The organism is Hyphomonas sp. CACIAM 19H1 (genome assembly GCF_003325995.1).
Taxonomy (GTDB): domain Bacteria; phylum Pseudomonadota; class Alphaproteobacteria; order Caulobacterales; family Hyphomonadaceae; genus Hyphomonas; species Hyphomonas polymorpha.
In genome coordinates, this window is the sequence record NZ_CP016437.1 from 866,809 (window position 1) to 893,605 (window position 26,797).

A 26,797-nucleotide genomic window follows, 5' to 3' on the forward strand; every position below is an offset into this window, starting at 1 on the left:
CAGACCTGCGCGTGACTTTTCCTGCAAGCGGCGCGATAAGGCGGGCATGACCCAAGTTTTCGATCTTATCCTGCGCGGCGGCACGGTCGTCACCCCTGGCGGCGAAGCCCAGACAGACATCGGCATCATTGGCGAGCGCATCGCCCGGATCGGGGATCTTTCCAAGGCTGCGGCGGGAGAGATTTATGGCGCCTCCGGCCTGCACATCCTGCCGGGCGTGATCGATACGCAGGTGCATTTCCGCGAGCCGGGCCTGGAATACAAGGCTGACCTTGAAACCGAGGCGCGCTCGGCCGCGCTGGGCGGCGTCGTCGCCGTGTTCGAGATGCCCAATACCAACCCGTCGACCATCACGCCCGATGCGATGCTGGACAAGCTCGCCCGCGCGAAGGGACGGATGGACATCGACCATGCCTTCTATGCCGGGGCGACGCATGACAATGTGGCGCTGCTGCCGGAGATGGAGCGGATGCTCGGCTGCTGCGGCGTCAAGGTATTCATGGGCGCCTCGACGGGCGATCTTCTGATCAAGGATGATGCCGGGGTGGAGGCTGTGCTGCGGGCCATCAAGCGCCGCGCCGCGTTCCATTCGGAGGATGAGTACCGCCTTGAGGAGCGCCGCAGCCTGGCGGTGACGGGCGACTGGAACAGCCATATCATCGTGCGCGATGTGGAGGCGGCGGTTTCTTCCACGCGCCGCCTGTTGCGCCTGGCGCGCAAGACCGGCAAGCGCATCCATGTGCTGCACATCTCCACCGCCGAGGAAATGGACCTCCTGGTGAACGCCAAGGATGTGGCGAGCGTTGAAGTGCTGCCCAACCACCTCACCCTGGCGGCGCCTGATTGTTATGACCGGCTGAAGGGCTTTGCCCAGCAGAACCCGCCGGTGCGCGAGGCGCGCCACCGCGAGGCGCTGTGGCGCGCAGTGAATGCCGGGATCGTGGATGTTCTGGCGACGGATCATGCGCCGCACACGATTGAAGAGAAGCAGCGGCCTTATCCGGCCAGCCCTTCGGGGATGCCGGGCGTGCAGACGCTGGTGCCGGTGATGCTGACGCATGTGAATGACGGAAAGCTCAGCCTGCAGCGCTTTGTGGAGCTGACGAGCGCTGGCCCGCAGCGCGTGTTTGGCCTGGCCGACAAGGGCCGGATCGCCGAAGGCTATCATGCCGACTTCACGATTGTGGACCTGAAGCACAAGCAGACGATCACGGCTGACTGGTCGAAATCGAAATGCGGCTGGACGCAGTTTGACGGTTTTGAGGCGACCGGCTGGCCGGTGGGCACAATTGTGCGTGGCGGCTTTGTGATGCGCGATGGCGAGATCGTGAAGAAAGGCGGCGGCCAGCCCGTGCGCTTCAACGAAACGCTGGAGCCGCAGGATTGAGCAAAGCGGCGGCGGAGAAACCCCTCGGCCCGCGCCGGACGCTGATCTGGCTTTACGAAGGCGTGGGCAAATGGCCGCTGACTTTCCGCTGGTCGATCCTTGTGTTCGACATGCTGACGATCAGCTATTTCCTGGTCTCGCCTTTTGTCGGCGAGGAGGGGCGCCATTACTGGCTGGACTATGTGATCGGCGCGATCATTACCGCCGATCTGGCCGCGCGTTTTTACATTTCCCCCAAACGGAAGCGTTTTTTCCTGCGCTTCATGAACATTGCAGACCTGATCGTGGTGTTCACGATGTTCGCCCCGCTGGTCTCGCAGAACTATGCCTTCCTGCGTATCATCCGTGCCGTGAGGATTGCACGCGCTTTCAGCTTCCTGCGGACCGAAAGCCCGTTGGCCCGGTATCTTCAGCTCCACCGCGTGCTGATGGAGCGGGCAATCAATCTTGTGGTTTTCCTCTTCATCATGTCGGCGCTCGTCTATGCCGATCAGGTGGCCAAAAGCCCGGATATCCGGAATTATCTGGATGCCTTCTATTTCACCGTCACCAGCCTGACGACCACCGGCTATGGCGATATTGAGCTTGTCGGCTGGACCGGCCGCGTCCTGCCGATCATCATCATGCTGCTGGGGGTCACGCTGTTCCTGCGCCTTCTGCGGGCGCTCGTCACTCCGGCGAGCAAGGCGGAAGTCGAATGCACCAATTGCGGCCTCACGCGCCATGAGCGGGACGCGGTTCATTGCAAGCATTGCGGCGCAGTCGTGTATATCGAAAATGAGGGTTTCGAGCCCTGACCGGTGCCTGGCGGGGTCAGAGATCAACCCGGTAGCCGTGAACGATCATGTCGACATAGGTGCCGGGCGGGAGGTCTTCCCATTTGCCGCACCATTCGGGCCATTTGCATCGCCACAGCTCGGTGACCGGGAACATGGCCACATTGTCCGGCGGGAAGGTGAGACCCTCCGGGGCGCCGGGCTGTCTGGCCCAGGCGGCGACCTTTTCCGGCGTGATGACGAGTTCCTCGCCCCAGCCGTCGGTGAGGCTGGTGGCGCGCATGGTGACCTTGCCGGGGCGGCGGATGATTTCATAGCGCATCCGGTGGCCGGTGAGATCCTTCTCTGCCCGGTGCATGTTGAAGCCGCCGCGCCCATTGTGCAGGTTGAACTCCAGGGCGCCATTGACCAGTTCGAAATCGAATTCGTGGCCCCAGGCCTGCGGGCCTTCGGCGAACAGCCAGAGCGGGGCGTAGACGACACCCGGCCAGATGCGGTCTATGGTGGCTTCGACCGTGTAGTGGCCCTGGGTGCGGGCACGGCGCAGCTCCCGCTCCCATTTGATGGCGCCGCCCGCGCGCGCGTCCAGCCGGTGCAGCAGGGAACCGTCCGTCTGCGGAATGACGCGGTCGAAGCGGAAGGAGAAACCGCCCGGCATCTTGGACGGCTGGGGCCCGACGATGGGGTGGTAGACCTGATCATAGTTTGACTTTTCCACCGCCGTGGAGGGAAAGCGGACAAGGCCGCCAGCGCCGCCGCCGGGCGGGGGAAGCTCCATCAGCGCGCCGAGATCCTGCCAGAGCTGGGCGGCCTCTGCCCGCTGAGCCTTGATCCGGTCCTCCAATGCAGGGATGTCCGTCTCGTCTTCAGGCGATGCATCCCCGAAATGGACGGCCGCCAGCCTTGTCTCATCGGCGTAGATGCCGGCCGAGACGGTTCGGAGGTTTTCAAGGGTCCGCTCGATGGCCGGATCGGCGGAAAGGCGGTCAGCGGTGCCTGATTTTGAAAGAAACAGAGCATAGGCTGCCACGGCGCCCGCCACCAGCACCCCTGCGAGCAGCAGATGCCCTGCGCGTGTGGGGGGAAAAGCGGTGTTCTTGCGGTCTGTCATGGCGCGTGCCCTGCGGAACAATGGCCCAGCCTATAGGTGCCGGAAAAACGGCGATGCACAAGCCGTGCCAGGGCGGGGTTTGCCAAGGGGCGGGACTGGCCATACCGTTGCGCCGGAAAGAAACTGCCTGCCCGCCGAGAGGACCCCATGACGCTTAGACCCGCCTTGCTGATTTCCGCTGCCCTGCTGCTGGCTGCCTCTCCGGCCTTTGCGGAGGCGCGCGCCCCGCATGAGCAGAAGGCCCGCAGCCTCTATGAGGAAGCCATCGCGGTGCGCACGGCGCAGGGGCAGGGGAAGGTTCCCGAACTGGTGGAATATCTCGTGGAGGAGCTGAAAGCGGGCGGGTTCACCGACGCCGACATTGAAGTGACCGATTACGAGAATGATGGCGAGCGGATCCAGGGCCTGATGGTCTGGTACCGCGCCGAGGAAGGCAAGGCGGTGGAGAAGCCCATCGTTCTGCTGGCGCATATGGATGTGGTCGATGCGCTGCCCGATACCTGGGAGCGCTATCCCTTCGACCTGATCGAGGAGGACGGCTATTTCTTCGGCCGGGGCACGGCAGACAACAAATATGGCGTGGTCAGCCTGATCTCCACCTTCCTGCGGCTCAAGGAGGAGGGCTTCAAGCCGAGCCGCGACCTGATCATTGCGCTGTCGGGGGACGAGGAGACCGGCATGGTGTCTACCCGCGCGCAGGCCCTGTACACCGCTGAGAAGATCGACCCGGCCTATGTGCTGAATGCGGATGCGGGCGGGCTGTCGCTGGGCATGGATGGCAAGGCGCTGCTTTATGGCATTCAAGGCTCGGAGAAGACCTATGCCACGTTTGAGCTGACGATCGATAATCCCGGTGGGCATTCGTCTGCTCCGAGGGCGGACAATGCCATCTACGAGCTGGCGGATGTGCTGAAGAAGATCGAGGCCTACAAGTTCCCGGTGATGCACAGCCCGGTGACGCTGGCGTCGATGAAGATTTCCGGCGCGCAGACGCCGGGGCCGCTGGGGGACGCCATGCGCGCCTTCGCCGAGAAGCCGGCAGATGAGGCCGCCATCGCCGCGCTGCGGGCGGAGCCGTCTACGGTGGGCACCACGGGCACAACCTGCGTGGCGACCATGCTGCGCGCGGGGCATGCTGAGAACGCCCTGCCGCAACGGGCGACGGCCACCGTCAATTGCCGCATCTTCCCCGGCGTCGGCATCGAGGCGACCGAGAAGACGCTGAAGGACGTGGCGGGCAATGAGAGACTGAAGATCAAGCTGGTCTCGGACCTGGTGGAAAGCCCGGAATCGAACCTGCCGGAGGAGGTGCTGGCGGCGGTGAATGTGGCGCTGGCCGCGCGCGGGCTGGAGGGGCTGACGGTCATGCCGCACATGTCGTCGGGCGGCACGGACGGGATGCACTACCGCAATCTCGGCTATGACACGCTGGGCATCGGGGGCTCGGCGGCCAAGCCGAACGACACCTTCGCTCATGGCCTGAACGAGCGCCTGTCGGTCGATGCCTTCTATTCCGGCCTCGATCACTGGTACATCATCCTGAAGGAACTCGCCGGCGGGGAAGGCTGAGGCGCAGGCGGGGGGCTTGCCCTTTTCCGCGCGCTGGGCGAGCAATCAGGCCGCAAAATAACATGAAACGGGGCGGCGTCAGACTGTCCTACGGGGAGGTTGACGTTCGCCCATGAGCAAGACTGCGCACATTCCGTTCCGCGAGGTGCCTTACCTGCCGTTGAAGCTGAAGGTGGACCGGCGCGCCGATGGCACGATCTATCTCGACAGCGGCCACCCCCTGAAGGCGCACCCGCCGCATATGCTGGCGCCGCTGGTGAAATGGGGCGCTGAGCGCCCCGGCCAGGTGTGGCTGGCCGAGCGCTGGCTGGAAGACCCCGGCGCGAATGACTGGCGCCGGATGACCTATGCGGACGGTCTTGGTGCGGTGAAGCGCCTTGCGGCGGCTTTCCTCAGCGAAGGGGCGGGCCAGGACGCGCCGGTGATGATCCTGTCGAAGAATTCCATCGACAATGCGCTGGTGATGTATGGCGCGATGTGGGCGGCGAGCCCTGTGGTGCCGGTGACGCCCGCTTACGCCACGCTGAGCCAGGACCTCTTGCGCTTTGGTTATATCGACCAGCTCACCAGCCCGAAATTCATCTATGTCGAGGATGGGAAGGAATATCAGCGCGCCCTGAACAGCCTGGACCTCACTGACAGGCTGGTAATCTATTCCCGCAATGCGCCCGATGTGCCCCGCGCTGTCAGCCTGGAGGATTTTGCCGGGCAGGCCGGACCGGCGGTGGACGAGGCATATGCGCGCCTGACGCCCAAAACGGTTGCCAAATACATGCTCACTTCCGGCTCCACCGGTGAGCCGAAAGCCGTGATCAACACCCATGGCATGGTGGCGGCCAATGCCAAGATGATCCGCTCTGTGTGGAACGAGGAACGCCTCGACGAGATTACCGGCGGGCCGCAGGTGATGCTGAACTTCCTGCCCTGGAGCCACACTTACGGCACCCATTCCATCCTGCACAACATGCTGGACTGGGGCGGCACGCTGTATATCTGCCAGGGCGCGCCGACGCCCGCGCGCCTTCCCGAGATGATCCGTAACCTGAAGGAAATTCCCACCACCCAGCACACCACCGTGCCGCAGGCCTGGGCGGCGCTGGCCACGGCGCTGGAACAGGATGATGCGCTCGCTGAAGTGTTCTTCTCCCGCCTCACCTCCATGGCGTATGACGGCGCCTCGATGGGGCAGGATATTTACGAACGCATTCAGGAAGTGGCGGTGCGCGTGACCGGGGAGCGTATCTCGCTCTCGGCGGGCTATGGCGCCACGGAAACCTCGCCGACCGCTTCCAACGTTCACTGGCCCAATGACAAGATGGGGCTGATCGGCCTGCCCCTGCCGGGCAATACGTTCAAGCTGGTGCCCACGGGCGGAAAGCTGGAACTGCGGGTGAAGGGCGTGAACGTTACGCCCGGCTATTTCCGCAATCCGGAGAAGACTGCAGAAGCCTTCGATGAAGAAGGCTATTACCGGCTGGGCGACGCGGTGAAGTTTGTTGATCCTGCCCAGCCTGAGCGCGGCCTTGCCTTTGACGGGCGCACAGTGGAGGAATTCAAGCTGGCCAGCGGCACCTGGGTTTCGGCCGGGGCGGTGCGCGTGGCGGCCGTGGCGGCGTGTGGCGGGGCGCTGTCGGATGCTGTGGTGTGCGGGCTCAACAAGGATGAGATCGGCCTCCTCGGCTTCCTCAATCTTGCCTGGTGCCAGCGGCTGGTGGGGGAGGCGCTGCCGGCCGATCAGCTGGTCACCCATCCCAAGGTTCAGGAGGCCGTGCGGGCCGGGCTTGCCGCGCACAACAAGGCCCACTCTAATGCGGCGGCCCGGATTGCGCGCATCCTTCTGCAACCCCAGGAGCCGCGCGCCGATCTGGGGGAAATCACCGAGAAGGGCTATATCAACCAGTCGCGCACCCAGGCGTTGCGGGCAGACCAGCTGGACCTGCTCTATTCGGACGCGCCTGCAGCGGCAAGACTCCTGATTTGACGGAAAATTCTGTGGCAAAAGGCGCTTACCGGGTAGAAACCTGCCCTTAAGGGCTCGATTCCTTATCCAAAGTGCTTAAACATGCCCCGCGGAGCGACTGGGTAACCGGAAGCTTCAGCCATTCCCCTTTGGCTTATGGGCGGGTCGCGGATAGTCAGGAAGCTCCCCTTGCTTCCTAATTGTCTGCGGCCCGCTTTGGTTTTGCGCTGGCGTCAAAACCCGCTAGGGAACGCCAGCAGCAAATTTAGGGGAGGTTCGTCCATGTCCGACACGTCCGCCGCCATGACCGGCGCAGAGGCCCTTGTTTCCACACTGGCAGATCATGGCGTTACTGCCTGTTTCGCCAATCCCGGCACTTCGGAGATGCACCTCGTCACCGCGCTGGACCGCGAGCCGCGCATCCGCTCGGTGCTCTGCCTGTTCGAAGGCGTGGCGACGGGCGCGGCTGATGGCTATGCCCGCGTTACCGGCCGCCCGGCGATGACGCTGCTGCATCTGGGCGCGGGCTTCCTCAATGGCGGGGCAAACATCCACAATGCCAAGCGCGCCTGGACGCCGATGATCAATGTGATCGGCGATCATGCCGTGCCGCATCTGCGCTATGACGCGCCGCTGACCTCCAACATCATGGGGCTGGCCGGGCCCAACTCCGTCTGGATCAAATCGGCTGACAGCGTGGCCGCCACGGGCGAGTTGGCAGCCGAGGCCTGGGCGGCGAGCTTTGGCCCCGTGCCGGGCCCCGTCTCTCTGATCCTGCCGGCAGATTCGGCCTGGAATGAAGGCGGCAAGCCCGGCAAGACGCGCGCCCAACCTTTCCTGCGCGCGCCGGACGCCGCGCGGGTGGAGGCGGCGGCCAAAGCGGTGAAGGCCGCCAAGCGGCCGATGATCCTGATCAGCGGCAGCGCGCTGACGGGGCCCGGCCTTGGCCATGCGGCGCGCCTGAAGGCGGCTGGCATCCGTGTGCTGACGGATACATTCTTTCCCCGGCAGGTGCGCGGGGCGGGCATCTTTGCGCCCGAGCGGATGCAGTATTTTGCCGAAGGCGCGATGGCAGACCTTGACGGCACGGACCTGATGCTGGTGGCCGGTACGCAGGTGCCGGTCGCGTTCTTTGCCTATCCCGGCAAGCTGAGCCTGCTGGTGCCCGAAGGCTGCACGCCGCTGGTGATCGGCGGGCCGGAAAGCGACAGCGCGGCCATCCTCGAAGCGCTCGCAGATACGCTCGGCCTGACAGAGGCTGCCCCGGCGCCCACGCTGGAAATTCCGGACGCGCCCACCGGCGCGCTGAACGCCGCCACGGTCGGCGCGTCGATTGCCCGCCATATGCCGGAGGGCACGTTTGTTTCCGATGACGGCGTTTCCAACGGCCTGCCGAGCTTCCTGATGACGGGCCGGGCGCGGCCGCATGACTGGATGATGCTGACCGGCGGGGCCATCGGGCAGGGCATGCCGCTGGCGCTGGGCGCGGCGGCCGGCGCGAAGGGCCGCAAGGTGCTCTGCCTGACGGGCGATGGCGCGGGCATGTATACCAACCAGGCGCTGTGGAGCATGGCGCGGGAAGGCGTGGACGTGGTCAATGTCGTGTTCGTCAACCATTCCTACCGTATCCTGAATATCGAGCTGGCGCGCACCGGCGCGGGCAATCCCGGCCGCGTGGCCGCTGACCTGCTCGGCCTCGGCCGCCCGGAGATCGACTGGGTGAAGCTTTCCGAGGCGCAGGGCGTGCCTGCGGTGAATGCCACCACGGCGGAAGAGTTCGACGCCGCCCTCCAGCGCGCCTTCAGCGAGCCGGGGCCGCACCTCATCGCGGCGCATGTGCCGGCGCGCTGAGTTGGTTCACAATGACAAAAAAAGCCCCGGAGCAGGCTCCGGGGCTTTCCTGTTTCATCTGAGGGCGGAGGACTGGTTATTCTGCCGCCTCGTCCTTCTTCTCCGCCTGCTTCACCGGATCAAACTTCGCGAACCAGCCCATCACATTGTCCGTCTGGGCGATGAGGCGGCTGGGGCGGCCGGTGATGTGGTGGGGGGCGCCGGGAATGCGGATGAGGGCGGTTTCCACGCCGTTCATCTTGAGGCCGGTGTAGAACTGTTCGGCCTCCCAGGCGGGGGTGCGGAAATCTTCCTCGCCCACCAGCAGCATCGTCGGCGTGGTCACCTTGTTCACAAAGCTGATCGGCGAGCGTTTGAGGAAGGCGTCCGGATCGGTCCATGGGTCGGCGCGTATCCAGTGGCGGCGGACATATTGGGCAATGTCTGCGGCCAGCGCCATCGTGTACCAGTTGATCACCGGCTTGGCCGACACGGCGGCGGCAAAGCGGTCGGTCTTGGTGACGATCCAGGCGGTGAGGATGCCGCCGCCCGATCCTCCGGTCACGAACAACCGGTCCTTGCTGACATAGTTGCGGCGGATGAGTTCATCCACCACGCTCATCAGGTCGTCATAGTCATAGCCGGGATAGGCCAGGTCGATGGCGTGGGCAAAGTCCTCGCCATAGCCGGTCGAGCCGCGCGGGTTTGACCAGACGGTGACATAGCCTTCGGCCGCATAGCGCTGGATCTCGCTGGCGAAATAGGGGCCATACATCGCGAAGGGCCCGCCATGGATTTCCAGGATCATCGGGAAGCTGCCATCGGCCTTGAAGTCTGGCGGCAGGGCCACCCAGGCTTCGATCTCCAGCCCGTCATGGCTGGAGGGCACCTTGATCTCTTCGACGCGCGCCATTTCCAGATAGGGCAGGATATCGTCGTTCAGCGCGGTGAGCACCTTGGCGTCCTTGCCATCGATGCCGGCGGAGGCAATCTCGGAGGGGCGCTCGGCAAAGCCGGCGGTATAGGCGATCAGCGGCTTTTTCCCTCCGCTGACGGAGAAACTGCCCGAGGCATAGGGGCGGCCAATGGAGGTGCCCCCGATATCGGTGAGCAGCCGGGTCACGGCCCCGCCTGTGGTGATGCGGAAGAGGCTCAGCACGCCATGATCTTCGGACAATACCAGCAGGCTCTTGCCATCGGGCGCCCACACGGTCTGGTCCACGCTGCCGGGAAAGTCTGCGGCGATCTCGCGCGCGCCGCTGCCATCGGCATTCATCAGATAGAGATTGTCCTGCTGATAGGACAGTACCTTGTCGTCATAGCCGCGATAGGCAATCGTCTTGCCGTCCGGCGAAACAACGGGGGCGTAATCCGGCCCGTCCCGGTTTGTCAGAGGGCGGATGGAAAGATCGCCGAGGCTGATGGCGTAGATCTCGCTCTCGATGGGGTCGAGCTCGTGGTCTTCGGCGAGGTTTCCGGAAACCAGCAGGGTGGTGTTGTCCAGCCATGCCGGCCCGCCCATGTCTGTTTCCTCAAAGCTTACCTGGCGCGGCGTGCCGCCATCCACCGGGAGCACGAAGATCTGCGTGGTGCCGTATTTGAGATAGCCGCTCCCATCAAAGCGGAACTGCAGGCGATCGAACACCTTGACCGGATCGCTCCATTTGCCGCCTTCGGGCGTTGCAGGCGCCTTGGCAAAGCTCGGCGTTTCTCCGGGTACGAACATCGAGAAGGCGATGAACTTGCCGTCCGGTGACCAGACCGCCTGCGACGGCGCCTGCAGGAACTGGGCCAGCGGATGGCTGCGGCCGGTATCGGGATAATAGACGCGCATTTCCGGCTTGCCGCCATTGCTGGCGGAATAGACGAGGCGCGAGCCATCGGGCGACCAGCGGGGGCTGGAGGCGCCTTCGGGGCTGACGATCAGCGGGCGGTGGTTGCCGGTGGCCGTGTCGATGCTCCAGAGCTGGCCGATGTCGCGGTCGGTCAGCCGGTCCATCGCGCGGCGGACATAGACAATGGTTTTCCCGTCCGGCGAAATCTGCGGATCGGTGGCGTATTCCATGTCGAAAACGCGCTCCGCCGTGAAGCGTTTGGACGGCGTCTTGTCTTTCTTCGTGTCGGCGATTGCCGGCGTGACCGCCAGCACAAGCGCCAGGCTGGCTGCGGCCAGTATGCGCGATTTCATCGGAAACCCCTCCGTCAGTCGTGTGCGCATGGCGTAACATGCTGAAAGCATGGAGGATAGCGCAGCGGCAATCCGGGCTTGCGATTCGGGGGCTGCTCACGCATATAGCCCTCGGAGGCAGGCGGCGGACGAGCCGCTCGCCAATCGGGTCAGGCGGGGAACCGAGCAGCCCTAACGAGTTTCCGCTCGGGTCGTTTGCCTGTCTCCACCCTTTCCCCCTTCCTCTGCCGCCACCGCCCGCACCATGGCGGTCTCCGTCAGCAGGGGATGCTCCGTCAGATCCGACACGGATATATAGACTGCGCCGAGCCGCGTGCTCTTGGCCGGCAGGGCGTCTTCGCCGAGCGCCTCGGACATCGCCCGCCAGACCAGCTCGGTGCAATAAAGGCGCGTATCGGTCTCCAGCGAGAAGGCGCGGTCGAACGGGCGCCCCACGGCGACTTCGGCATAGGCGAGATAGGCGGCGCGCGCCGTGCCGGTGAGATCGATCTGGTAGAGGCCAAGCTCGCTGACATCGGAAAGATAGGCGGCAAGGCTGACGCGGACCACCTTGCCCGTCTGCCGGGGCGCGCCGGTATCGGCATGGATTACCGAGAGGCTGCCATCGGGATTGGCCACCGCGATACCGACATGGCCCCAGCGCTTGTCGCCCTGAGACCAGATGGCCGCGATCTGAGTGCCCGTGCCGGTGCCGGCGCCCTTGAACAGGAGGTCGCCCGGCTGGACCGGGGGCAAGGCAGAGGGAAGGATCTCGGCGCCCGCGGCGCTTGCAACCAGCAGGCAGGCCAGCGCGGGGGCTATTTGCCGAAGCAATTGGAGAGCACGGCGCTGCCCGGCAGGGAGATCGATTCATAGATGAGCGTCATGGCGTCATCGATGGTCGCGGCTGAAGACAGCGTGTCAGCCACCAGCATGGCGTCGGCTTCCGACATGAATTCGCCTGTGGGCTCTTCGTATATTTCGTCCCAGCCTTCCCAGGTGATGGAATCGGCGAGGCAGGCGCAGTCTTCCGCGTAGTAACTGCTCACCTTGCCCGCCGTGACGGCGGCATCATGCCGGGCCACCAGCGCCGGGCAGGCATTTTTGGCCCGCGTCTGCTGCGCGATATGAACATCGGTCAGCTGGGCGAGGGCGGGCATGGCAACTGCAAGGCCCGCCAGAGCGGCGATCAGATATTTCATGTGTACGTCCCCGGTAAGTCGTGTGGGCTTGAGGCTACACCTGAGCTGCGGCGGGGCGCAATCGACCGAATATCCTTTGGCCGAGTTTCTTTGACTGGCCGGTCACCGGCTGTTCGAACAGGGTGAAACTCGCCCAGGCGACAAGCGTGCAGCCCAGCATGATGGCGGGCAGGGCAATCGCATTGTCCAGCAGGCCGGGCATGGCAACCTTGCCCCAGACCAGGCCGAAGAAGTTGGCCGACAGCATGTGGGTCAGGTAGAGCGAGTAGGACCAGTCCCCGATGCTTACCGGCAGGCCGGTCAATTTCCAGTCCTGGCGCAGTTCGATGGAGGCGGCGCCATAGGTCAGCAGCGCGGCGCTTGGCAGGAAGAGGATGACCCGGGCGCGGTCATGGGTGATGAAGCCGCCGGAGTCTGCGCCCAGCGCGCCGTTCACATAGAGGGTCATGCCGATGATCAGGGCGGCGGCGCCCACTGCCAGGGCCGGCACACCCAGGGCGCCTCTCGTTGACCGCCAGAGGAAGGCGGCGGCTGCCCCGGCCAGGAATTCCAGCAGCATAGGGTGCGTGAGAAGCCGCAGGACCGGTTCTTCGCCGCGGGAGGGATTGAGAATCAGGCCGAGGCTGACGGCTACCGTGCCCCAGAGAATCAGGATCGGCAGGCGGCGGCGTTCGCCCAGGGGGATCATCAGCAGCGCCGCAAAGAAGATGTAGAAATACATCTCGTGAATCAGCGTCCAGCCGGTCTGGAGCAGAGGGCTCTCGGATTTGGGAATCAGCAGGTAATCCTTGAGCAGGCTGATCTCCTGCTGGGTGCCGCCATAGACCAGTTGCGGACGGAAAAGCCAGATCGGCACCAGCGCCGACAGGCAGAGCCACCACAAGGGATAGATTCGCGTGACCCGCGACCAGAGGAATTTTCCGGCATCCTGGAGGCCCCCCAGCGTATGGTGGGACACCAGCACCATGACGAAGCCCGACAGGACGAAGAAAAGATCGACGCCCCAGTCGCCGATATCGGTCCATCGGCCGAGAATGTGGCCGATTCCCCGCTTGGCCTCGATATCCTCGATATGGGCGAGCAGCACCATGTAAGCGGCAATGGCCCGCAGCACTTGCAGATTGTTCAGCTTCATTCGGGTCCCCACACGAATATTGCTGATTGTTAGTGGCGACCATCTGGCTAAAAGTGCAATAGCCTTCTTATCGGCGGCCGCCGGGACTGAGAGGTTTCTGACCGGGCTTCAGGCGGCCCTGAAACGCCTGAAAACACTGGGCGATCCGGCCCGCGTTAAGAATTTGTTCACCGGTTTTCCACGCCTTCTTGACGGAATTGCGAATTGGGGCGTTGACCCGAAATTAACCTTCGGACACTATATCTTGTGTCGGGGCAAAGGGGTGAGACCACATCTGGTTTAACTCCCGCGATATCCCTATATCTGCAGGAACATCGAGGAGGGTCGCCATGTCGGCAACCAACGCTAAATCCGTCGCCGCTGAAGCCGCTCGCAAGGGCAAGCCGAAGGCGGGTACGGGCGCGAAAGTGGCGCTCGTGCCGGTCAATCAGGTTGTGACCGATCCGTCCCGCGATTCTCTGCTGACCGATTTCGGCAAGAAGACGCTCGATGACCGCTACCTGCTGCCGGGCGAGACCTATCAGGACATGTTCGCGCGCGTTGCCACCGCCTTTGCCGACGATGCCGCCCATGCCCAGCGCATCTATGACTATATCTCCAAGCTCTGGTTCATGCCGGCGACCCCGGTGCTGTCGAACGGCGGCGCTGATCGCGGCCTGCCGATTTCCTGCTTCCTCAACCAGGTGGGCGATTCGCTGGACAATATCGTCGAGACCTGGACGGAGAATGTCTGGCTCGCCTCCAATGGCGGCGGCATCGGCACCTATTGGGGCAATGTCCGCTCCATCGGGGAGAAGGTCGGCCAGAACGGGCAGACCTCGGGCATCATCCCCTTCATCCGCGTGATGGATTCGCTCACCCTCGCGATCAGCCAGGGCTCGCTGCGCCGTGGCTCGGCGGCGTGCTATCTCGACATCCACCACCCGGAAATCGAGGAGTTCCTCGAAATCCGCAAAGCGTCCGGCGACTTCAACCGCAAGTCCCTGAACCTGCACCACGGCCTCAACATCACCGACGCCTTCATGGAAGCCGTCCGCAATGACGAAGAGTTCGGTCTGATCTCGCCCAAATCCGGCGAGGTGCTGAAATACGTCAACGCCCGCAAGCTGTGGCAGAAGATCCTCGAGCTGCGGATGCAGACCGGCGAGCCCTACCTCCTGTTCACCGACACCGTGAACAATGCCATGCCGGCCCACCAGAAGCGCCTCGGCCTGAAAGTCACCCAGTCGAACCTTTGCTCGGAAATCACCCTGCCGACCGGCATTGATCATCGCGGCCAGGATCGCACGGCCGTTTGCTGCCTCTCCTCGGTCAATGCCGAGACGTTCCTGGAATGGTCGAAAGAACCGATGTTCCTGGAGGACATCTTCCGCTTCCTCGACAATGTGCTGGAAGACTTCATCCAGCGCGCCCCGCCGGAAATGGCCCGCGCCGTCTACTCCGCCAAGCGCGAGCGCTCGGTTGGCCTCGGCGTCATGGGCTTCCACTCCTTCCTGCAGGCGATGAACGTTTCGCTGGAAAGCGCGACTGCCAAGGCGCTCAACCTCAAGATCTTCAAGCATATCCGCCAGGGCGCGGACGCGGCTTCGGTGAAACTCGCCAAGGAGCGTGGCCCCTGTGAGGACGCCCGCGATGTCGGCATGATGGCGCGCTTCTCCAACAAGCTCGCCGTGGCGCCCACCGCGTCGATCTCGATCATCTGCGGTGGCACCTCGGCCGGCATCGAGCCGATCCCGGCCAACGTCTACACCCACAAGACCCTTTCGGGCTCCTTCACGGTGAAGAACAAGCAGCTGCAGGAACTGCTCGGCTCCAAGGGGCTCGACACGGACGAGGTCTGGACCTCGATCCTCGAGCATGAGGGCTCGGTGCAGCATCTCGACTGCCTGACGCCGGACGAGAAGGACATCTACAAGACTGCCTTCGAACTCGACCAGCGCTGGATCATCGAGCTGGCGGCTGACCGCACGCCCTTTATCTGCCAGTCCCAGTCGCTGAACCTCTTCCTGCCCGGCGACATCAATAAATGGGACCTGCACATGCTGCACTGGACAGCATGGGAGCGCGGCCTGAAATCGCTTTACTATTGCCGCTCCAAATCGGTGCAGCGCGCAGCCTTTGCCGGATCGGAAAAGATCGAAGGCGAGAAGCTGGAAATCGAGAGCACCGATTATGACGAGTGCCTCGCCTGCCAGTAAGGGCCGCTCACATAAGTGATTTCCATCAAGGGGCGTTTGCCGTTAACGGCAGGCGCCCTTTCTCATTGGGGAGGTAAACCCCGGCACTGCCTTGGTTTTGTCTATTTTCTCAACGCGTTAATGCAAATCCCGGGCTTGCCGCAGGGGTAGGAAAGTCAAAAAATTTTTTTATTTCCGAAACCTGTAGCGTTTTCTGCAGAAATGGGCGGGCAGGCGATCCGTTAATCAATTCGGGCCGAAATCTGTGTTGGGCTCGATTTCTCTTCATGATATTGGAACTGATAAGGGCGAACTTCGTTACAGAAACAGTGGCGAGGTTCTACCTTGAGAGGCGTCCGAGTGATGATGATTGCATTCGCAACCAGTCTTGCATCATTAGCCTGCCAGGGCTGTGTCTCTGGCGATGTCGCCGGGCATGCGTACGCCGAAGCCGCAGCCGAACCCTCGCTGGGCATGATGCTCGCAGTTCCGGGCGCGATGGGCGCAGGCCCGCTGAACGCCCCTTCCGATGCAGCGTCCGCCGCGCTTGCCGCTTCGGCAAACACCACTGTCATCACGCCGCTGACCAGCGCGGATGCCCCGATCAGCGTTGTTGCCATGTCCGGGCCGCAGCCGGCCTTCAGCCTTACGGGTTCTGGCACCACCGGCGTGTCGGTCGTTGATTCCAACCTCGCCTGGACCGGCAGCTCTGCCCTGTCGCGCGTTGCCGCCGATCTGGCCACCCGCCGCGCGGGCCGCTCGGTTGAGGTGGTGCAGGATATGTCGCTCGGCCTCTCCATTGCTGCGCCTGCCTCGCGCACCGGCCTTGCCTTTGACGTTGGCCTCGCCCCGCGCGTTGCCATCCGCGATGAAGGCGATCTCACCAGCCAGCGTTTCGGCGGTGAAGTCCGCTTCGGTCAGGGCCTGAACCTCACGAACAATAAGGGACAGCCGGAAGGCTGGTATCTCTTTGTCGGCGCCGATGGCGAAGCGCTCGTCTGGGATAATTCCGGCTCCACGCCGTCGTTGTCGGATGTCTTCGATGTCCAGGTCACCGATCAGGTCACTGTGGGTGATCTTCAGGCCGGCGTGTCGATCCAGCGGGCAGGGGGCGAGCTGTCCTTCAGCTATATCCGCCGCGAGATGAAGTTTGACGACCGCAACCGCAGCCTCAAGGATACCGAGGACTTTGCGGGCATTACCTTCACGATGCGCCGCTGAGCAGGCCTGCTGCCAGGGCTGCCACCAGTACCAACAAGGCAGATCGCCTTGAGGCTCCGGACCCACAGGCAATCAGTATACTGAAAAATATGGTATCCCGTGCCTGACGTTTCTGCCGTATGGGTTAGCTTTTCCGCGCCAGGGTTTTGCACGCTCAGGGAAAATCAACCGGGCGCAGCCGTTCTGGCGCGACGCGCCAGAAGGCTTCGGCTTCCGGGCCAATGGCAGACAGAACCGGGTCTATTTCATCGGGCCTGACCACCGCGCGCAGGGCAATTGCCGCCGCCTCAATGCAATTGTCAGGCGTCAGATTGTGACGTGGCCGCAAGGCTTTTGCCTCGGCAGTCTGCGCCTCGCGGTTGCCCCAGGGCGATGGGGCTTTCGGATGCCAGCGGTAGAGGAAGATGGCGCGCACAACACTGGGCAGGGCATCGGCAAATCGCAGCGCCTGGTCCACAGTCAGGCGCCGTCGGAAGGCCAGCAGCACGCCTTCAATGGCGGTGTAGGCGGAATTGTTGCTGACGAGATCCATTTCCTCTCTGGCGACTTCAAGGAAGCGTTGCCATTCGGCGCTGGCATGTCGATAGGTCCACGGCATTGGCATGCCTAACTGATATATCCCTCCGCCGCGCTGCCCATGTGGTCGCTCGCCGCAATTCGTGGCAAGTCAACAGCTCAGGAATTCCTTTTCCGTACGCAGGGTAGGCTGGGCAATGGCTGAGAAAGAACTGGCAGAGACCCCCGAAAGGCAGTCAAGCGAGCTCCCCGCCACAACCCGCAGCGGGGAGTTTGGCTGGCGGGTGTTTGTGGATGCCGCTGTGCCGCCGGCGGCGGCCATTATCTGTTTTGCGGCTGGTGTGCTGTTGCTGCTCTCGGCCTCCCAGCCAAACCTGGCGGGGCGGATGGGCGATCTGCTCGCCGTGCTGCCCCTGCCTCTGGTTGAGGTGTCTCATTTCGTGGCCTCGCTGCTGGGGATGCTGCTTCTCTTCCTGGCGGCGGGCCTCTGGCGGCGGATTGATACGGCCTGGTGGGCGGCGATCCTAGTGCTGCTGGCAGGCGCGGCTTTCTCCCTGCTGAAGGCGCTGCATTGGGAGGAAGCCCTTGCGCTGGCGCTGATCGCGGGGGCGCTGATGCCGCTGCGCCGCTCCTTCTACCGCCGGGGCCATATGTCGGACGGGCTGCTGTCGCTGCCCAGCCTGATTGCCATCTTCGCGGTGACCGGCCTAGCCATCTGGGGACTGCTGGCGGCCTATGAGAATGTTCCTTATCAGGATGATCTCTGGTGGACGTTCCTGCGCGATTCCGATGCGCCGCGCTCCATGCGGGCGCTGGCAGGCGCCGTCACGCTCGGCTGCGTCGTGGCCGCCTGGCAGATCATCGGTGTGCGGCAGAGCCGGAAGGCTGACGGTCACACCGCCGCAGACCTTGCCAGGGCAGAGGCCATCTTTTCCGCCACGCGCGAAGGCCATCCCGATGCCAATCTGATGTTTGTGGGCGACAAGTCCTTCGTGTTCACGCCTTCGGGCAAAAGCTTCGTCATGTATGGCCGGCGCGGGGGCCTCTGGATCGCCATGGGCAATCCGGTCGGCGCCGCAGAGGAGCAGGCCGAAGCCCTGATTGCCTTCCATGAAGCGGCCGATCATGCGGGCAAGTCTCCGGTCATCTATGGCGCCAGCGGGGATCTGCTGCCCGCGCTGGTCGATCTGGGGTACACCATTCGCAAGATCGGGGAGGCGGCCTGCATCGATGTGCCGGGGTTCAGCCTGGAGGGATCCTCCCGCGCGCGGCTGCGCCAGGCACGCAACCGGGCGCTGCGCGATGGCTGGCGGGTGGAGGTCATCCCGCCGGGCGGCCCGGTCCCCTGGGAAGCGCTGCGCCAGATCTCGGACGCCTGGCTGAAAGCGCATTCGGGCACCGAGAAGGCCTTCTCGCTCGGCCGCTATGACGAGGCCTATCTGGCGCGCTTCCCCATTGCCATCGTGCGGCAGGAAGGAGGGGGCGGGGCGCCGGTGGCCTTCGCCTCGCTCTGGCCGGCGCCGGGCGGCAAGGAGATCGCGGTCGACCTGATGCGCCATGGCCCAGACGCGCCCAATGGGGTGATGGATTTCCTGTTCCTGGAAGTGACCCTGTGGGCCAAGACGCAAGGGGTTGAGGTTTTCGACCTTGGCATGGCGCCGCTCTCGGGCCTTCGGCCGGGGCGGTATTCGCCCGCCCTCACCAATGTCGGCCACATCGCCTATGACCGGGGCGAGAGCCTCTACGGCTTCCGGGGCCTGCGAGCCTACAAGTCGAAATTTGCGCCGGACTGGCAGCCCCTGTTCATCGCTGCCCCGCCCAGGGTGTCGCTGCCCTTTGCGCTGATGGCGGTGGCCTTGCTCACTTCGGGCGGGCTGCTGGGCCTGATTCTGCCTAAAACGTCCGCCAGATGACCCGGACGTGTCCGGAAATGTCCGGCGTCTGACCGGCTTTTCCAGGGGTTAGTCGTCGTGATCGAGCGGCGGTGCGTCGCTCGTGTCGCGGCGCGGCCGGGCCACCAGATCGCCCAGATCGGTCAGTTCGATGAAGGTATCCGCCTCCCGGCGCAGATCGTCTGAAATCATCGGTGGGGTTGCATTCATGGTCGACACGACCGACACGCGAACGCCCTTGATTTTCACCGCTTCCACCAGCCTGCGGAAGTCGCCATTGCCGCTGAAAAGCACGATGTGATCACAGTAGGTGGCCGCTTCCAGCATATCGACCGCCAGTTCCACATCCATGTTTCCCCGCACCCGCTTGCGGCCTTCGCGGTCCACAAATTCGCGGGCGGGTTTCTTCACGACGTTGAAACCGTTATAGGCCAGCCAGTCCACCAGGGGGCGGATCGGGCTATAGTCGTCATTCTCTACCAGGGCAGTGTAATAGCTCGCCCGCACCAGCCGTCCGCGCGACTGGAACTCCTTGAGAAGCTTGCGGAAATCAATTTCCAGCCCGACGGACCGGGCCGCAGAATAAAGATTGGCCCCATCAATGAACAACGCCAGGCGTTCATCCTTGTAAAAAGCCATTGGCTTTATCCTCTTCTTCCAATAGGGAAGGGCCAAATTCATGCCCAGACGCGTTTACGTCCGGAATACCGGTCCCCTGCAGACTCTGCAAGGACGGGTTGCCGTGGCGTGCTGCAGCGCATATAAAGGGCGGTTCTTCAGGAGTATTTCCCCGTATGGCCCGCGTTACCGTAGAAGACTGCATCCAGAAGGTTCCCAACCGCTTCGAGCTGGTTCTGCTCGCAGCGCATCGCGCCCGCATGATCCGTGAAGGATCGCCGCTGACGATCGACCGGGACAATGACAAGGATCCGGTCGTTTCCCTGCGTGAAATCGCTGAGACCTCGGTGGACCTGAAAGTCGTCAAGGAAGCCCTCATCTCCAACCTGCAGGACATCCGTCCGGGCGAGGAGAACGAGCGTGAAGCTGACCGTGTTGCGCTTCAGGCAGCGCCGGCTGCGACCGAAGAAGATGTTCTGCGCGCCTATCAGGCAGAACTCGAATCCGGGCGCGACGACCGGCTCTAGGAGCACCAATGGACGGCAGCGCCCTTTCCGGACCGGAAAAAGGGGCTGGCACGGGGGCTGGCACACCGGCTCCTGCCAGCGATATTGCGTCTGACCTGCCGCCGGTTCTCTCGCGGGAAGAGCTGATCGCCAAGGTCCGCGCCTATCACCCGCGCGTCAAATCCGAGCTTCTGGGCCTGGCCTATGATTTCGCCAAGAAGCATCATGGCGAACAGTCCCGCGATTCCGGCGAGGCCTATTATTCTCACCCGGTTCAGGTGGCGAGCCTGCTGGCCGATGTGAAGCTGGACGAAGTTACCATCGTTGCCGGCCTGCTGCATGATGTGGTCGAGGATACCGAGATCGACATTGGCGACATCGAGGTGCGCTTCGGCCCGCAGGTGGCTGAGCTCGTCGATGGGGTCACCAAACTCGACAAGCTGGAATTCACCTCCAAGGAAGCCGCGCAGGCGGAGAACTTCCAGAAGTTCATCCTGGCGATGACGAGTGACCTCCGTGTACTGCTGGTCAAACTGGCGGACCGGATGCACAATATGGAGACGCTGCACTTCCGCAAGAAGCCGGAAAGCCGGCAGCGGACCGCGCGCGAAACCATGGACATCTATGCCCCGCTCGCCCGGCGCATCGGCCTTTATGATATGGCCGCCCGGATGGACGATCTGGCGTTCAAGGAACTCAATCCGGAAGCCCGCCGTGCCATCATCTACCGGCTGGAAGAGCTCGAGCGCGAAAACAAGGACGACCTCGGACGGATCCGCGCGGACCTCACGCGCATCCTGAATGAGGCGGGCCTGCGCTACCGGCTGAGAGGCCGCCGCAAGCAGCCCTATTCGCTGTGGCGCAAGCTGGAGCGCAAATCGATCTCCTTCCGCGATGTGGCCGATCTTTTCGCCTTCCGCATCATCGTGCCGGATGTGGCTGATTGCTACCGCGTGCTGGGCGTGCTGCATACGCATTGGGCCTGTATTCCCGAACGCTTCCGGGATTTCATCTCCGTGCCCAAACCAAACGGATATGCCAGTCTCCATACCACCGTGCGCGCCTCCGGCAACCGCCGGGTGGAGCTGCAGGTCCGTACAGAGACGATGGACCTCACAGCCGAATATGGCGTGGCCGCTCACTGGGGCTACAAGAACCGCTCCTATGGCTTTGACCTGGATTCGGCCCGCGCTGCCGGTCTTGATCCTGAAGCAAACTTAAAGGCCTTCGCCGAGCTCGTCCGTGACGGGGCGGAGCCCGGCGAATTCCTTGAGCATGCCAAGCTGGAGATGTACCGCGAGCATGTGTTCACCTTCACGCCGAAGGGCAAGCTGATCATCCTGCCGGCCGGGGCCATGCCGCTCGACTTTGCCTATGCCGTTCACTCGGCCGTGGGCGACACGACCATCGGCGCGCGCATCAATGGCGAGGAGAAATCCCTCCGCCGCCCGCTCAAGAATGGTGATGTGGTGGACATCATCCGTGGAAAGACGGCTGAGCCGATCCGCGGCTGGGAAATGCTGACCCATACCGGCCGGGCAAAATCCGCCCTCCGGCGCCTGGAGCGGGAGCGTGAGGTTGCCGAATTCCGCCGGCTGGGCGAGGGCCTGATCAACCAGGCCCTGCGCCGCGCGGGCGCTGATCCGGTGGACGTGATGCTGCTGGATGTGGCGCAGAAGTCCGGCTTCAAGAATGTGGACGACATGCGCGAGGCTGTTGGCCGGGGACGCTTCAAGACCTCCGCCGTGATCAAGCTTGTTTTCCCCGGCTATCAGCCCGAGCGCACCGACGACACCGCCAAGACGCCGATCGACAGCGACCATGTTCCGCTGTTCGTTGAGGGGCGCACGCTGACGCCGGGCGTTACGCTGCATCTCTCCACTTGCTGCCACCCGTTGCCGGGCGACCGGATCATCGGCGTGCAGGTGCCCGACAAGGGCCTGATGGTGCATGTCTCGAGCTGCCCGCGCCTTGCCGAATATGATGACCGGCCGGAGCTGTGGCACGACCTGAAATGGACGGAGCTGGCACGCACCGATGCCGTCGCCGTTACCCGCATTCGCATCAACGCCTCCAACCAGCGCGGCGTGCTGGCAAAGCTCTGCGCGGCGGTGGCCGAATCGAACGGCAACATCATCGGAATCTCGACGGCCTCGCGGCATCCGGATTTCATTGAGCTGGTGATGGATATTGAGGTTGAAGACCTGAAGCGTATGACGCAAATCCTTGCGGCACTGCGGTCGTTGGCCGTGGTAGACAGAGCCATACGCGACCAGGAGGGGCAGAATGACCAGTGAAGACGTACTCGCCGTATTCAAGGAGGCGGGTGCATTGCTGGAGGGGCATTTTATCCTCTCCTCCGGGCGGCGCAGCCCTGTGTTCCTGCAGAAGGCGCTTGTCTTCTCCCGGCCCGATCTTTCCGAAAAGCTCTGCAAGGCGCTGGCGGAAAAACTGACCGCGAGCTTCGGCAAGATCGATGTGGTAGCCGGCCCCGCCGTGGGCGGCATCATTCCGGGCTACGAGCTCGCGCGTCATCTGGGCGCCCGCGCCATCTTTGCCGAGCGCGTGGACGGGCAGCTTCAGTTTCGCCGCGGCTTTTCGATTGCCGCAGGCGAGCGCGTGCTGATTGCCGAAGACATCGTGACGACCGGGCTTTCCTTCCGCGAGACGGTGGAAGCGCTGGCCAAGCTGCCGGGCGAAGTGGTGGGCGGGGCGTGCATCATCGACCGTTCGGGCGGGCGCGCCGATGTCGGTTGCAAGCTGATCTCGCTGGCGCAGGTGAACTTCCCGGATTACGCGCCCGATGATCTGCCTCCGGAGCTTCAGAATCTGGAAGCGATCAAGCCCGGCTCGCGGGGCCTTGCCTGATGACCGGCCGCCTCCGCCTCGGGGTCAATATCGATCATGTGGCGACCATTCGCAATGCGCGCGGGGGCGCCCATCCTGATCCCATGCGCGCGGCAGAGATTGCCGCCGCCGCCGGGGCAGACGGCATCACCATCCACCTGCGGGAAGACCGCCGCCACATCCGCGATGGCGACCTCGACGCGATCCGCGCGGCCACACATCTGCCGATCAATCTGGAGATGGCGGCCACCGAAGAGATGACGGAAATCGCCATCCGATTCCGTCCGCATGCGGCCTGCATCGTGCCGGAGCGGCGCGAGGAGCGCACGACTGAAGGCGGTCTCAATGTGGCCGGCCTGCACAATCAGATTGCGCCGATTGTCAGCCGTCTGAACGAAGCGGGCGCGCGCGTTTCCCTCTTCATCGAGCCCGACCCGGTGCAGATTGCTGTGGCCGAAGTGCTCGGCGCGCCGGTGGTGGAGCTGCATACGGGCCGCTATGCGGAGCTTTGGATCGAGGGCGGGGCAGAGGCCGCCGCGCCCGAGCTGGAACGGCTGAAGCTAGCCGCGGCCGATGCGCGCCGCCGGGGCATCGAGCCGCATGCCGGCCATGGCCTCACTTTCGAGAATGTCGGCCCCGTTGCCGCTATTCCGGAGATTGCCGAGCTGAATATCGGCCATTTCCTGATCGGGGAAGCGATCTTCATCGGTCTCGACGCAGCGATCCGCGAAATGCGCCGCCGCATGGACGAGGCGCGCGGATGATCATCGGCATCGGGAACGATCTCTGCAATATCGAACGCATCCAGCGCTCGCTGGATCGTTTCGGCGAGCGGTTCGAGCAGCGCGTATTCACGCCCTATGAGATCGCCAAGGCGCGCGGGCGCCGCCGCGTGGCGGAGACTTATGCCAAACGTTTTGCCGCCAAGGAGGCGATGGCCAAGGCTCTGGGCACGGGCGTGCCGCGCGCGGGCGTCCACTGGCAGCATATGGGCGTTATCAACCTGCCTTCGGGCAAGCCGGGATTCGAACTGACGGGCGGGGCCGCTACGCGCCTGGCGAAGCTGACCCCGCCGGGCCACCGCGCTCTGGTGCATCTGACGCTTACGGACGATCATCCCTGGGCCGAAGCGCAGGTGATCATCGAGGCCATTGCCATGGCAGATGCGCAATGAAACCCGCCCGCCCGAAACGCACCCGCCAGCGCGCCGCAGTCAAGGCGATCCGGCCGTCATTGGCGCTCGAAGCGCTGAAGGAAGCGCAGGACATTATCGGCTTCCGCTTCAAGGAGGCCGCGAGCCTTGAGCGCGCCTTGACCCATCCGAGCGCCGTTGCGCCGTCGGGGGATACGGTCAAGCTTTCCAATCAGCGCCTGGAGTTTCTGGGCGACCGGGTGCTGAACCTCATCATTGCCGAACGCCTGATCGAGCGCCGCCAGTCTGACAGTGAAGGTGATCTGGCGCCGCGCCTCAACCGGCTGGTCAAGAAGGGTGCGTGCGCCGAGGCGATGCGGCATCTGGGGCTGCAGCGCTTCATTCTGATGTCCGAGAGCGAAGCGGCGGCCGGCGGGCAGGAGCGGGAATCGACGCTGGGCGACGCCTGCGAGGCGATCATCGCGGCGATCTATCAGGAGGGCGGCCTCAATGCCGCGCGCAAGTTCATCGAGCGCGCCTGGGCGCCGCAGTTTGAAAACGTTCCGGCTGAAACCAAGGACCCCAAGACCCTTCTTCAGGAATGGGCGCAGGGGCAGGGACATCCGTTGCCGGAATATGTGGTCACCGGCCGGTCCGGCCCCGATCACGCCCCGGTTTATGAAGTTGAAGTTCGCCTTGCCATGGGCAAGGCTGCCGCTACCGGCTCTTCCAAGCGCGAGGCGGAGCGTCATGCTGCCGCCCTGATGCTCCGAACACTGACAGGAACAGAATGAGCGAAACAGATATCCGCCGCGCCGGGTTTTGCGCCGTCATCGGCGCGCCGAATGCCGGCAAATCCACCCTCACCAACCGCCTTGTCGGAGCCAAGGTCGCCATCGTCACGCATAAGGTGCAGACGACGCGGTTCCCTGTGCGCGGCGTGGCGCAGGTGGGGGATACGCAGATCGTGATCGTCGACACGCCCGGCATATTCGCCGCCAAGCGCCGGCTGGACCGGGCGATGGTCAAGGCCGCCTGGGGCGGGGCCGAGGAGGCCGATTGCATCGTTCACCTCGTCGATGCCTCGGCCTGGGTGGCCGAGCAGGCGGGCCGGCTCAGCGCGGCGCAGCGCCACTCCATCGAGGATGATCGCCGCGTGATCGAACAGCTCAAGGAGGCGGGCAAGCGCGCCTTCCTCGCGCTCAACAAGATTGATCTGTTCCCGCATGATCAGGTGCTGCCCGTCATGGCGGCGCTGAACGAAGCGGGCGTCTATGATGAGATCTTCATGATCTCTGCCGAGAAGGGCGACGGCGTGGACAAGCTGGAAGCGGCCATCGCGGCGCGGATGCCCGAAGGCCCGGCGCTTTACCCGCCAGACCAGATTGCCGACCTGCCCATGCGCCTTCTGGCGGCGGAGGTGACCCGCGAAAAGCTGATGCTGCGCCTGCATCAGGAGCTGCCCTATCAGCTGATGGTCGACACCGAAGCCTGGGAAGAGCGCGCCGACGGGTCCGTTCGTGTGCAGCAGGTTATCATCGTGGGCCGCGAAGGTCACAAGGCGATGGTGCTGGGCAAGGGCGGCAGCCTGATCAAGGAAATCGGCCGCCAGGCACGGCTGGAGCTGACCCAGATGCTGGAGCGCCCGGTGCATCTCTTTCTCTTCGTGAAGGTGGATGAGCGCTGGCAGGAAAAGCGTGAGCGCTATCAGGGGATCGGCCTGGAGTTTGATGTCTGAGGGTGCATGAACTGGTCCGATAACGGAATAGTACTCGGAGGGCGCCGCTTTGGGGAAGGCGGCCTCATCCTGGATGTACTGACCCGTGAAAGGGGACGCCGTTCCGGCCTTGTCTATGGCGGCGCCTCTCGCCGCAAGCGGGCCCAGTTTGAAGCGGGCAACACGGTGGCGCTGAGCTGGAGCGGGCGGCTGGACGATCAACTGGGGCGCTTCGATGTTGCCGAGGCGAGCCGGGACCGCGCCTCGCGCCTGCTGGATGACCCTGCGGCGCTGGCGGCGCTTGCCTCGATCACGGCGCTCTTGCGCGGGGGGCTCAATGAGGGCGATGCGGCCGGCTCCAGCCTCTATGAAGCGACCACCCTGCTGCTGGACGAACTGGTCCATCCGGAAGTCTGGCCGGCGCTCTATGTGCGCTGGGAACTCGGGCTTCTCTCTGCCCTCGGCTTCGGGCTGGACCTTGATGAATGCGCCGTCAGCGGCGCCAATGACGGCCTCACCCATGTCTCCCCGCGCACAGGCCGCGCCGTGCGGGGCTCGGAGGCGGAACAATATGTCGACCGCCTCTTCGCGCTGCCCGCCTTCCTGATCGACAGCCGCGCCGACATCTTCCCCGGAGACATCGCCGCCGGCCTGCGCCTGACGGGGCATTTCATCGAAGGGCGGCTCTTTGCGTCCGTCCACCGGGGCCTTCCGGCAGAGCGGGAGCGGCTGCTCAGGCGCATTGCCCCGCAGGCTTGACCCTCCATTCACGGATCATTCATTCGCCTTCGCCAAACGTCCGGGCGGGGAGTTGATAGCTATCAACAAAAGGCTGATGACATGAAACCGATCCTGATCGCCGCGAGCGCCGCGCTCACCCTTGCCCTCACGGGCTGCATCTCCGTCTCCGACAATTCGGCGGCTTCCACCAAGGTTCAGGAGAATACAGACATCGCCGTCCGCGTCTGCGGCGGGGCAGGCAATGTCGCCGAGGTGAGCCGCGAGGGCTATCGCTGCAAGGTAAACTGAGCAGG

General features: G+C 63.9%; 23 protein-coding genes, 1 other RNA gene and 1 pseudogene. 18 read left to right on the forward strand and 7 right to left on the reverse strand.

What is annotated here, in order from left to right:
* Positions 1-46: 46 nt before the first annotated feature.
* Together BBF93_RS04200 and BBF93_RS04205 are read left to right on the forward strand one after the other, a co-directional pair.
* Positions 47-1,387, forward strand: a complete 1,341-nt coding sequence (locus tag BBF93_RS04200) for a dihydroorotase (RefSeq protein WP_114106994.1) — start codon at positions 47-49, stop codon at positions 1,385-1,387.
* On the forward strand, positions 1,384-2,184 hold the full coding sequence (locus BBF93_RS04205) for an ion transporter (protein WP_233349266.1): 801 nt from the start codon (positions 1,384-1,386) through the stop codon (positions 2,182-2,184). The genes BBF93_RS04200 and BBF93_RS04205 overlap by 4 nt, the downstream gene beginning before the upstream one ends.
* Before the next feature lie 16 nt (positions 2,185-2,200).
* On the opposite strand, the gene BBF93_RS04210 is transcribed toward BBF93_RS04205, so the two are convergent.
* Positions 2,201-3,274, reverse strand: coding sequence for a hypothetical protein (locus BBF93_RS04210; protein WP_162786399.1), 1,074 nt, complete (start codon positions 3,272-3,274; stop codon positions 2,201-2,203).
* A 147-nt stretch (positions 3,275-3,421) separates the two neighbouring features.
* Between BBF93_RS04210 and BBF93_RS04220 the strand changes: the two genes are divergently transcribed.
* The 3 genes from BBF93_RS04220 to BBF93_RS04230 all read left to right on the forward strand — a co-directional run bounded on the left by BBF93_RS04220 (position 3,422) and on the right by BBF93_RS04230 (position 8,654).
* On the forward strand, positions 3,422-4,843 hold the full coding sequence (locus BBF93_RS04220) for a M20/M25/M40 family metallo-hydrolase (protein ID WP_114105065.1): 1,422 nt from the start codon (positions 3,422-3,424) through the stop codon (positions 4,841-4,843).
* Between the two features lie 112 nt (positions 4,844-4,955).
* The gene (locus tag BBF93_RS04225; protein ID WP_114105066.1) at positions 4,956-6,824 is read left to right on the forward strand and encodes a feruloyl-CoA synthase; all 1,869 of its coding nucleotides are present in this window, start codon (positions 4,956-4,958) and stop codon (positions 6,822-6,824) included.
* Positions 6,825-7,106: 282 nt separating this feature from the next.
* Positions 7,107-8,654 carry an acetolactate synthase large subunit gene (locus BBF93_RS04230; protein ID WP_114106996.1) on the forward strand — a complete coding sequence of 516 codons (1,548 nt, stop codon included), beginning with the start codon at positions 7,107-7,109 and terminating at the stop codon, positions 8,652-8,654.
* Between the two features lie 76 nt (positions 8,655-8,730).
* Here the strand turns inward: BBF93_RS04230 and BBF93_RS04235 are convergent, their stop codons facing one another.
* Positions 8,731-10,821: a S9 family peptidase gene (locus BBF93_RS04235; RefSeq protein ID WP_114105067.1), complete on the reverse strand. Its 2,091-nt coding sequence runs from the start codon at positions 10,819-10,821 to the stop codon at positions 8,731-8,733.
* A 115-nt stretch (positions 10,822-10,936) separates the two neighbouring features.
* Here BBF93_RS04235 and ffs point away from each other — a divergent pair.
* Positions 10,937-11,029, forward strand: an RNA gene (ffs, locus tag BBF93_RS04240) — signal recognition particle sRNA small type.
* A 191-nt stretch (positions 11,030-11,220) separates the two neighbouring features.
* Here ffs and BBF93_RS20005 read toward each other — a convergent pair.
* From BBF93_RS20005 to BBF93_RS04255, 3 genes and pseudogenes are all read right to left on the reverse strand, one after another.
* A pseudogene (locus BBF93_RS20005) lies at positions 11,221-11,634 on the reverse strand (hypothetical protein); the annotation flags it as partial.
* A complete protein-coding gene (locus tag BBF93_RS04250) occupies positions 11,619-12,002 on the reverse strand; it encodes a hypothetical protein (RefSeq protein WP_114105068.1) in 384 nt (127 codons plus the stop codon). The gene BBF93_RS04250 and the pseudogene BBF93_RS20005, both read right to left, overlap by 16 nt.
* 34 nt (positions 12,003-12,036) lie before the next feature.
* On the reverse strand, positions 12,037-13,137 hold the full coding sequence (locus BBF93_RS04255; protein ID WP_114105069.1) for an acyltransferase: 1,101 nt from the start codon (positions 13,135-13,137) through the stop codon (positions 12,037-12,039).
* 329 nt (positions 13,138-13,466) lie between these two features.
* Here BBF93_RS04255 and BBF93_RS04260 point away from each other — a divergent pair, with 329 nt between their 5' ends.
* Positions 13,467-15,335: a ribonucleoside-diphosphate reductase subunit alpha gene (locus BBF93_RS04260; protein WP_035598704.1), complete on the forward strand. Its 1,869-nt coding sequence runs from the start codon at positions 13,467-13,469 to the stop codon at positions 15,333-15,335.
* Positions 15,336-15,677: 342 nt separating this feature from the next.
* A complete protein-coding gene (locus BBF93_RS04265) occupies positions 15,678-16,535 on the forward strand; it encodes a lipid A-modifier LpxR family protein (protein WP_114105070.1) in 858 nt (285 codons plus the stop codon).
* Positions 16,536-16,689: 154 nt separating this feature from the next.
* On the opposite strand, the gene BBF93_RS04270 is transcribed toward BBF93_RS04265, so the two are convergent.
* Positions 16,690-17,139, reverse strand: coding sequence for a DUF2267 domain-containing protein (locus tag BBF93_RS04270; protein ID WP_114105071.1), 450 nt, complete (start codon positions 17,137-17,139; stop codon positions 16,690-16,692).
* Between the two features lie 109 nt (positions 17,140-17,248).
* Here BBF93_RS04270 and BBF93_RS04275 point away from each other — a divergent pair, with 109 nt between their 5' ends.
* Positions 17,249-18,964, forward strand: coding sequence for a phosphatidylglycerol lysyltransferase domain-containing protein (locus tag BBF93_RS04275; protein WP_114105072.1), 1,716 nt, complete (start codon positions 17,249-17,251; stop codon positions 18,962-18,964).
* A 48-nt stretch (positions 18,965-19,012) separates the two neighbouring features.
* Here the strand turns inward: BBF93_RS04275 and BBF93_RS04280 are convergent, their stop codons facing one another.
* The gene (locus tag BBF93_RS04280) at positions 19,013-19,582 is read right to left on the reverse strand and encodes an NYN domain-containing protein (protein ID WP_114105073.1); all 570 of its coding nucleotides are present in this window, start codon (positions 19,580-19,582) and stop codon (positions 19,013-19,015) included.
* Between the two features lie 155 nt (positions 19,583-19,737).
* Between BBF93_RS04280 and rpoZ the strand changes: the two genes are divergently transcribed.
* The 9 genes from rpoZ to BBF93_RS04325 all read left to right on the forward strand — a co-directional run bounded on the left by rpoZ (position 19,738) and on the right by BBF93_RS04325 (position 26,792).
* Positions 19,738-20,088, forward strand: a complete 351-nt coding sequence (gene rpoZ, locus BBF93_RS04285) for a DNA-directed RNA polymerase subunit omega (RefSeq protein WP_035598694.1) — start codon at positions 19,738-19,740, stop codon at positions 20,086-20,088.
* 8 nt (positions 20,089-20,096) lie between these two features.
* A complete protein-coding gene (locus tag BBF93_RS04290; RefSeq protein ID WP_114105074.1) occupies positions 20,097-22,364 on the forward strand; it encodes a bifunctional (p)ppGpp synthetase/guanosine-3',5'-bis(diphosphate) 3'-pyrophosphohydrolase in 2,268 nt (755 codons plus the stop codon).
* Complete coding sequence (pyrE, locus tag BBF93_RS04295; RefSeq protein WP_114105075.1) at positions 22,354-22,935, forward strand: orotate phosphoribosyltransferase; 582 nt, start codon at positions 22,354-22,356, stop codon at positions 22,933-22,935. The genes BBF93_RS04290 and pyrE overlap by 11 nt, the downstream gene beginning before the upstream one ends.
* Entirely contained in the window at positions 22,935-23,678 is a 744-nt protein-coding gene (locus BBF93_RS04300; RefSeq protein WP_114105076.1) for a pyridoxine 5'-phosphate synthase, read from the forward strand. The genes pyrE and BBF93_RS04300 overlap by 1 nt, the downstream gene beginning before the upstream one ends.
* Positions 23,675-24,088 (forward strand): holo-ACP synthase, encoded by a 414-nt coding sequence (acpS, locus tag BBF93_RS04305; RefSeq protein ID WP_114105077.1) that lies wholly within the window; start codon positions 23,675-23,677, stop codon positions 24,086-24,088. Before BBF93_RS04300 ends, acpS begins: the two co-directional genes overlap by 4 nt.
* Positions 24,085-24,840, forward strand: a complete 756-nt coding sequence (rnc, locus tag BBF93_RS04310) for a ribonuclease III (RefSeq protein ID WP_114105078.1) — start codon at positions 24,085-24,087, stop codon at positions 24,838-24,840. Before acpS ends, rnc begins: the two co-directional genes overlap by 4 nt.
* A complete protein-coding gene (gene era, locus BBF93_RS04315) occupies positions 24,837-25,784 on the forward strand; it encodes a GTPase Era (protein ID WP_035598683.1) in 948 nt (315 codons plus the stop codon). The genes rnc and era overlap by 4 nt, the downstream gene beginning before the upstream one ends.
* A gap of 6 nt (positions 25,785-25,790) precedes the next feature.
* The gene (gene recO / locus BBF93_RS04320) at positions 25,791-26,522 is read left to right on the forward strand and encodes a DNA repair protein RecO (protein ID WP_114105079.1); all 732 of its coding nucleotides are present in this window, start codon (positions 25,791-25,793) and stop codon (positions 26,520-26,522) included.
* An 81-nt stretch (positions 26,523-26,603) separates the two neighbouring features.
* A complete protein-coding gene (locus BBF93_RS04325; protein ID WP_114105080.1) occupies positions 26,604-26,792 on the forward strand; it encodes a hypothetical protein in 189 nt (62 codons plus the stop codon).
* The last annotated feature ends 5 nt before the right edge of the window (positions 26,793-26,797 follow it).

Excerpts from the sequence above, each read along its gene's own strand:
- acpS (WP_114105077.1), top strand. The coding sequence starts at position 23,675 with ATGATCATCGGCATCGGGAACGATCTCTGCAATATCGAACGCATCCAG.
- era (WP_035598683.1), top strand. The coding sequence starts at position 24,837 with ATGAGCGAAACAGATATCCGCCGCGCCGGGTTTTGCGCCGTCATCGGC.
- BBF93_RS04290 (WP_114105074.1), top strand. The coding sequence starts at position 20,097 with ATGGACGGCAGCGCCCTTTCCGGACCGGAAAAAGGGGCTGGCACGGGG.
- BBF93_RS04235 (WP_114105067.1), bottom strand. The coding sequence starts at position 10,821 with ATGAAATCGCGCATACTGGCCGCAGCCAGCCTGGCGCTTGTGCTGGCG.
- BBF93_RS04280 (WP_114105073.1), bottom strand. The coding sequence starts at position 19,582 with ATGGCTTTTTACAAGGATGAACGCCTGGCGTTGTTCATTGATGGGGCC.
- BBF93_RS04200 (WP_114106994.1), top strand. The coding sequence starts at position 47 with ATGACCCAAGTTTTCGATCTTATCCTGCGCGGCGGCACGGTCGTCACC.
- BBF93_RS04325 (WP_114105080.1), top strand. The coding sequence starts at position 26,604 with ATGAAACCGATCCTGATCGCCGCGAGCGCCGCGCTCACCCTTGCCCTC.
- BBF93_RS04225 (WP_114105066.1), top strand. The coding sequence starts at position 4,956 with ATGAGCAAGACTGCGCACATTCCGTTCCGCGAGGTGCCTTACCTGCCG.
- BBF93_RS04300 (WP_114105076.1), top strand. The coding sequence starts at position 22,935 with ATGACCGGCCGCCTCCGCCTCGGGGTCAATATCGATCATGTGGCGACC.
- BBF93_RS04270 (WP_114105071.1), bottom strand. The coding sequence starts at position 17,139 with ATGCCAATGCCGTGGACCTATCGACATGCCAGCGCCGAATGGCAACGC.
- BBF93_RS04255 (WP_114105069.1), bottom strand. The coding sequence starts at position 13,137 with ATGAAGCTGAACAATCTGCAAGTGCTGCGGGCCATTGCCGCTTACATG.
- BBF93_RS04210 (WP_162786399.1), bottom strand. The coding sequence starts at position 3,274 with ATGACAGACCGCAAGAACACCGCTTTTCCCCCCACACGCGCAGGGCAT.
- pyrE (WP_114105075.1), top strand. The coding sequence starts at position 22,354 with ATGACCAGTGAAGACGTACTCGCCGTATTCAAGGAGGCGGGTGCATTG.
- rpoZ (WP_035598694.1), top strand. The coding sequence starts at position 19,738 with ATGGCCCGCGTTACCGTAGAAGACTGCATCCAGAAGGTTCCCAACCGC.
- rnc (WP_114105078.1), top strand. The coding sequence starts at position 24,085 with ATGAAACCCGCCCGCCCGAAACGCACCCGCCAGCGCGCCGCAGTCAAG.
- BBF93_RS04220 (WP_114105065.1), top strand. The coding sequence starts at position 3,422 with ATGACGCTTAGACCCGCCTTGCTGATTTCCGCTGCCCTGCTGCTGGCT.
- BBF93_RS04230 (WP_114106996.1), top strand. The coding sequence starts at position 7,107 with ATGACCGGCGCAGAGGCCCTTGTTTCCACACTGGCAGATCATGGCGTT.
- BBF93_RS04250 (WP_114105068.1), bottom strand. The coding sequence starts at position 12,002 with ATGAAATATCTGATCGCCGCTCTGGCGGGCCTTGCAGTTGCCATGCCC.
- BBF93_RS04260 (WP_035598704.1), top strand. The coding sequence starts at position 13,467 with ATGTCGGCAACCAACGCTAAATCCGTCGCCGCTGAAGCCGCTCGCAAG.
- recO (WP_114105079.1), top strand. The coding sequence starts at position 25,791 with ATGAACTGGTCCGATAACGGAATAGTACTCGGAGGGCGCCGCTTTGGG.
- BBF93_RS04265 (WP_114105070.1), top strand. The coding sequence starts at position 15,678 with ATGATGATTGCATTCGCAACCAGTCTTGCATCATTAGCCTGCCAGGGC.
- BBF93_RS04275 (WP_114105072.1), top strand. The coding sequence starts at position 17,249 with ATGGCTGAGAAAGAACTGGCAGAGACCCCCGAAAGGCAGTCAAGCGAG.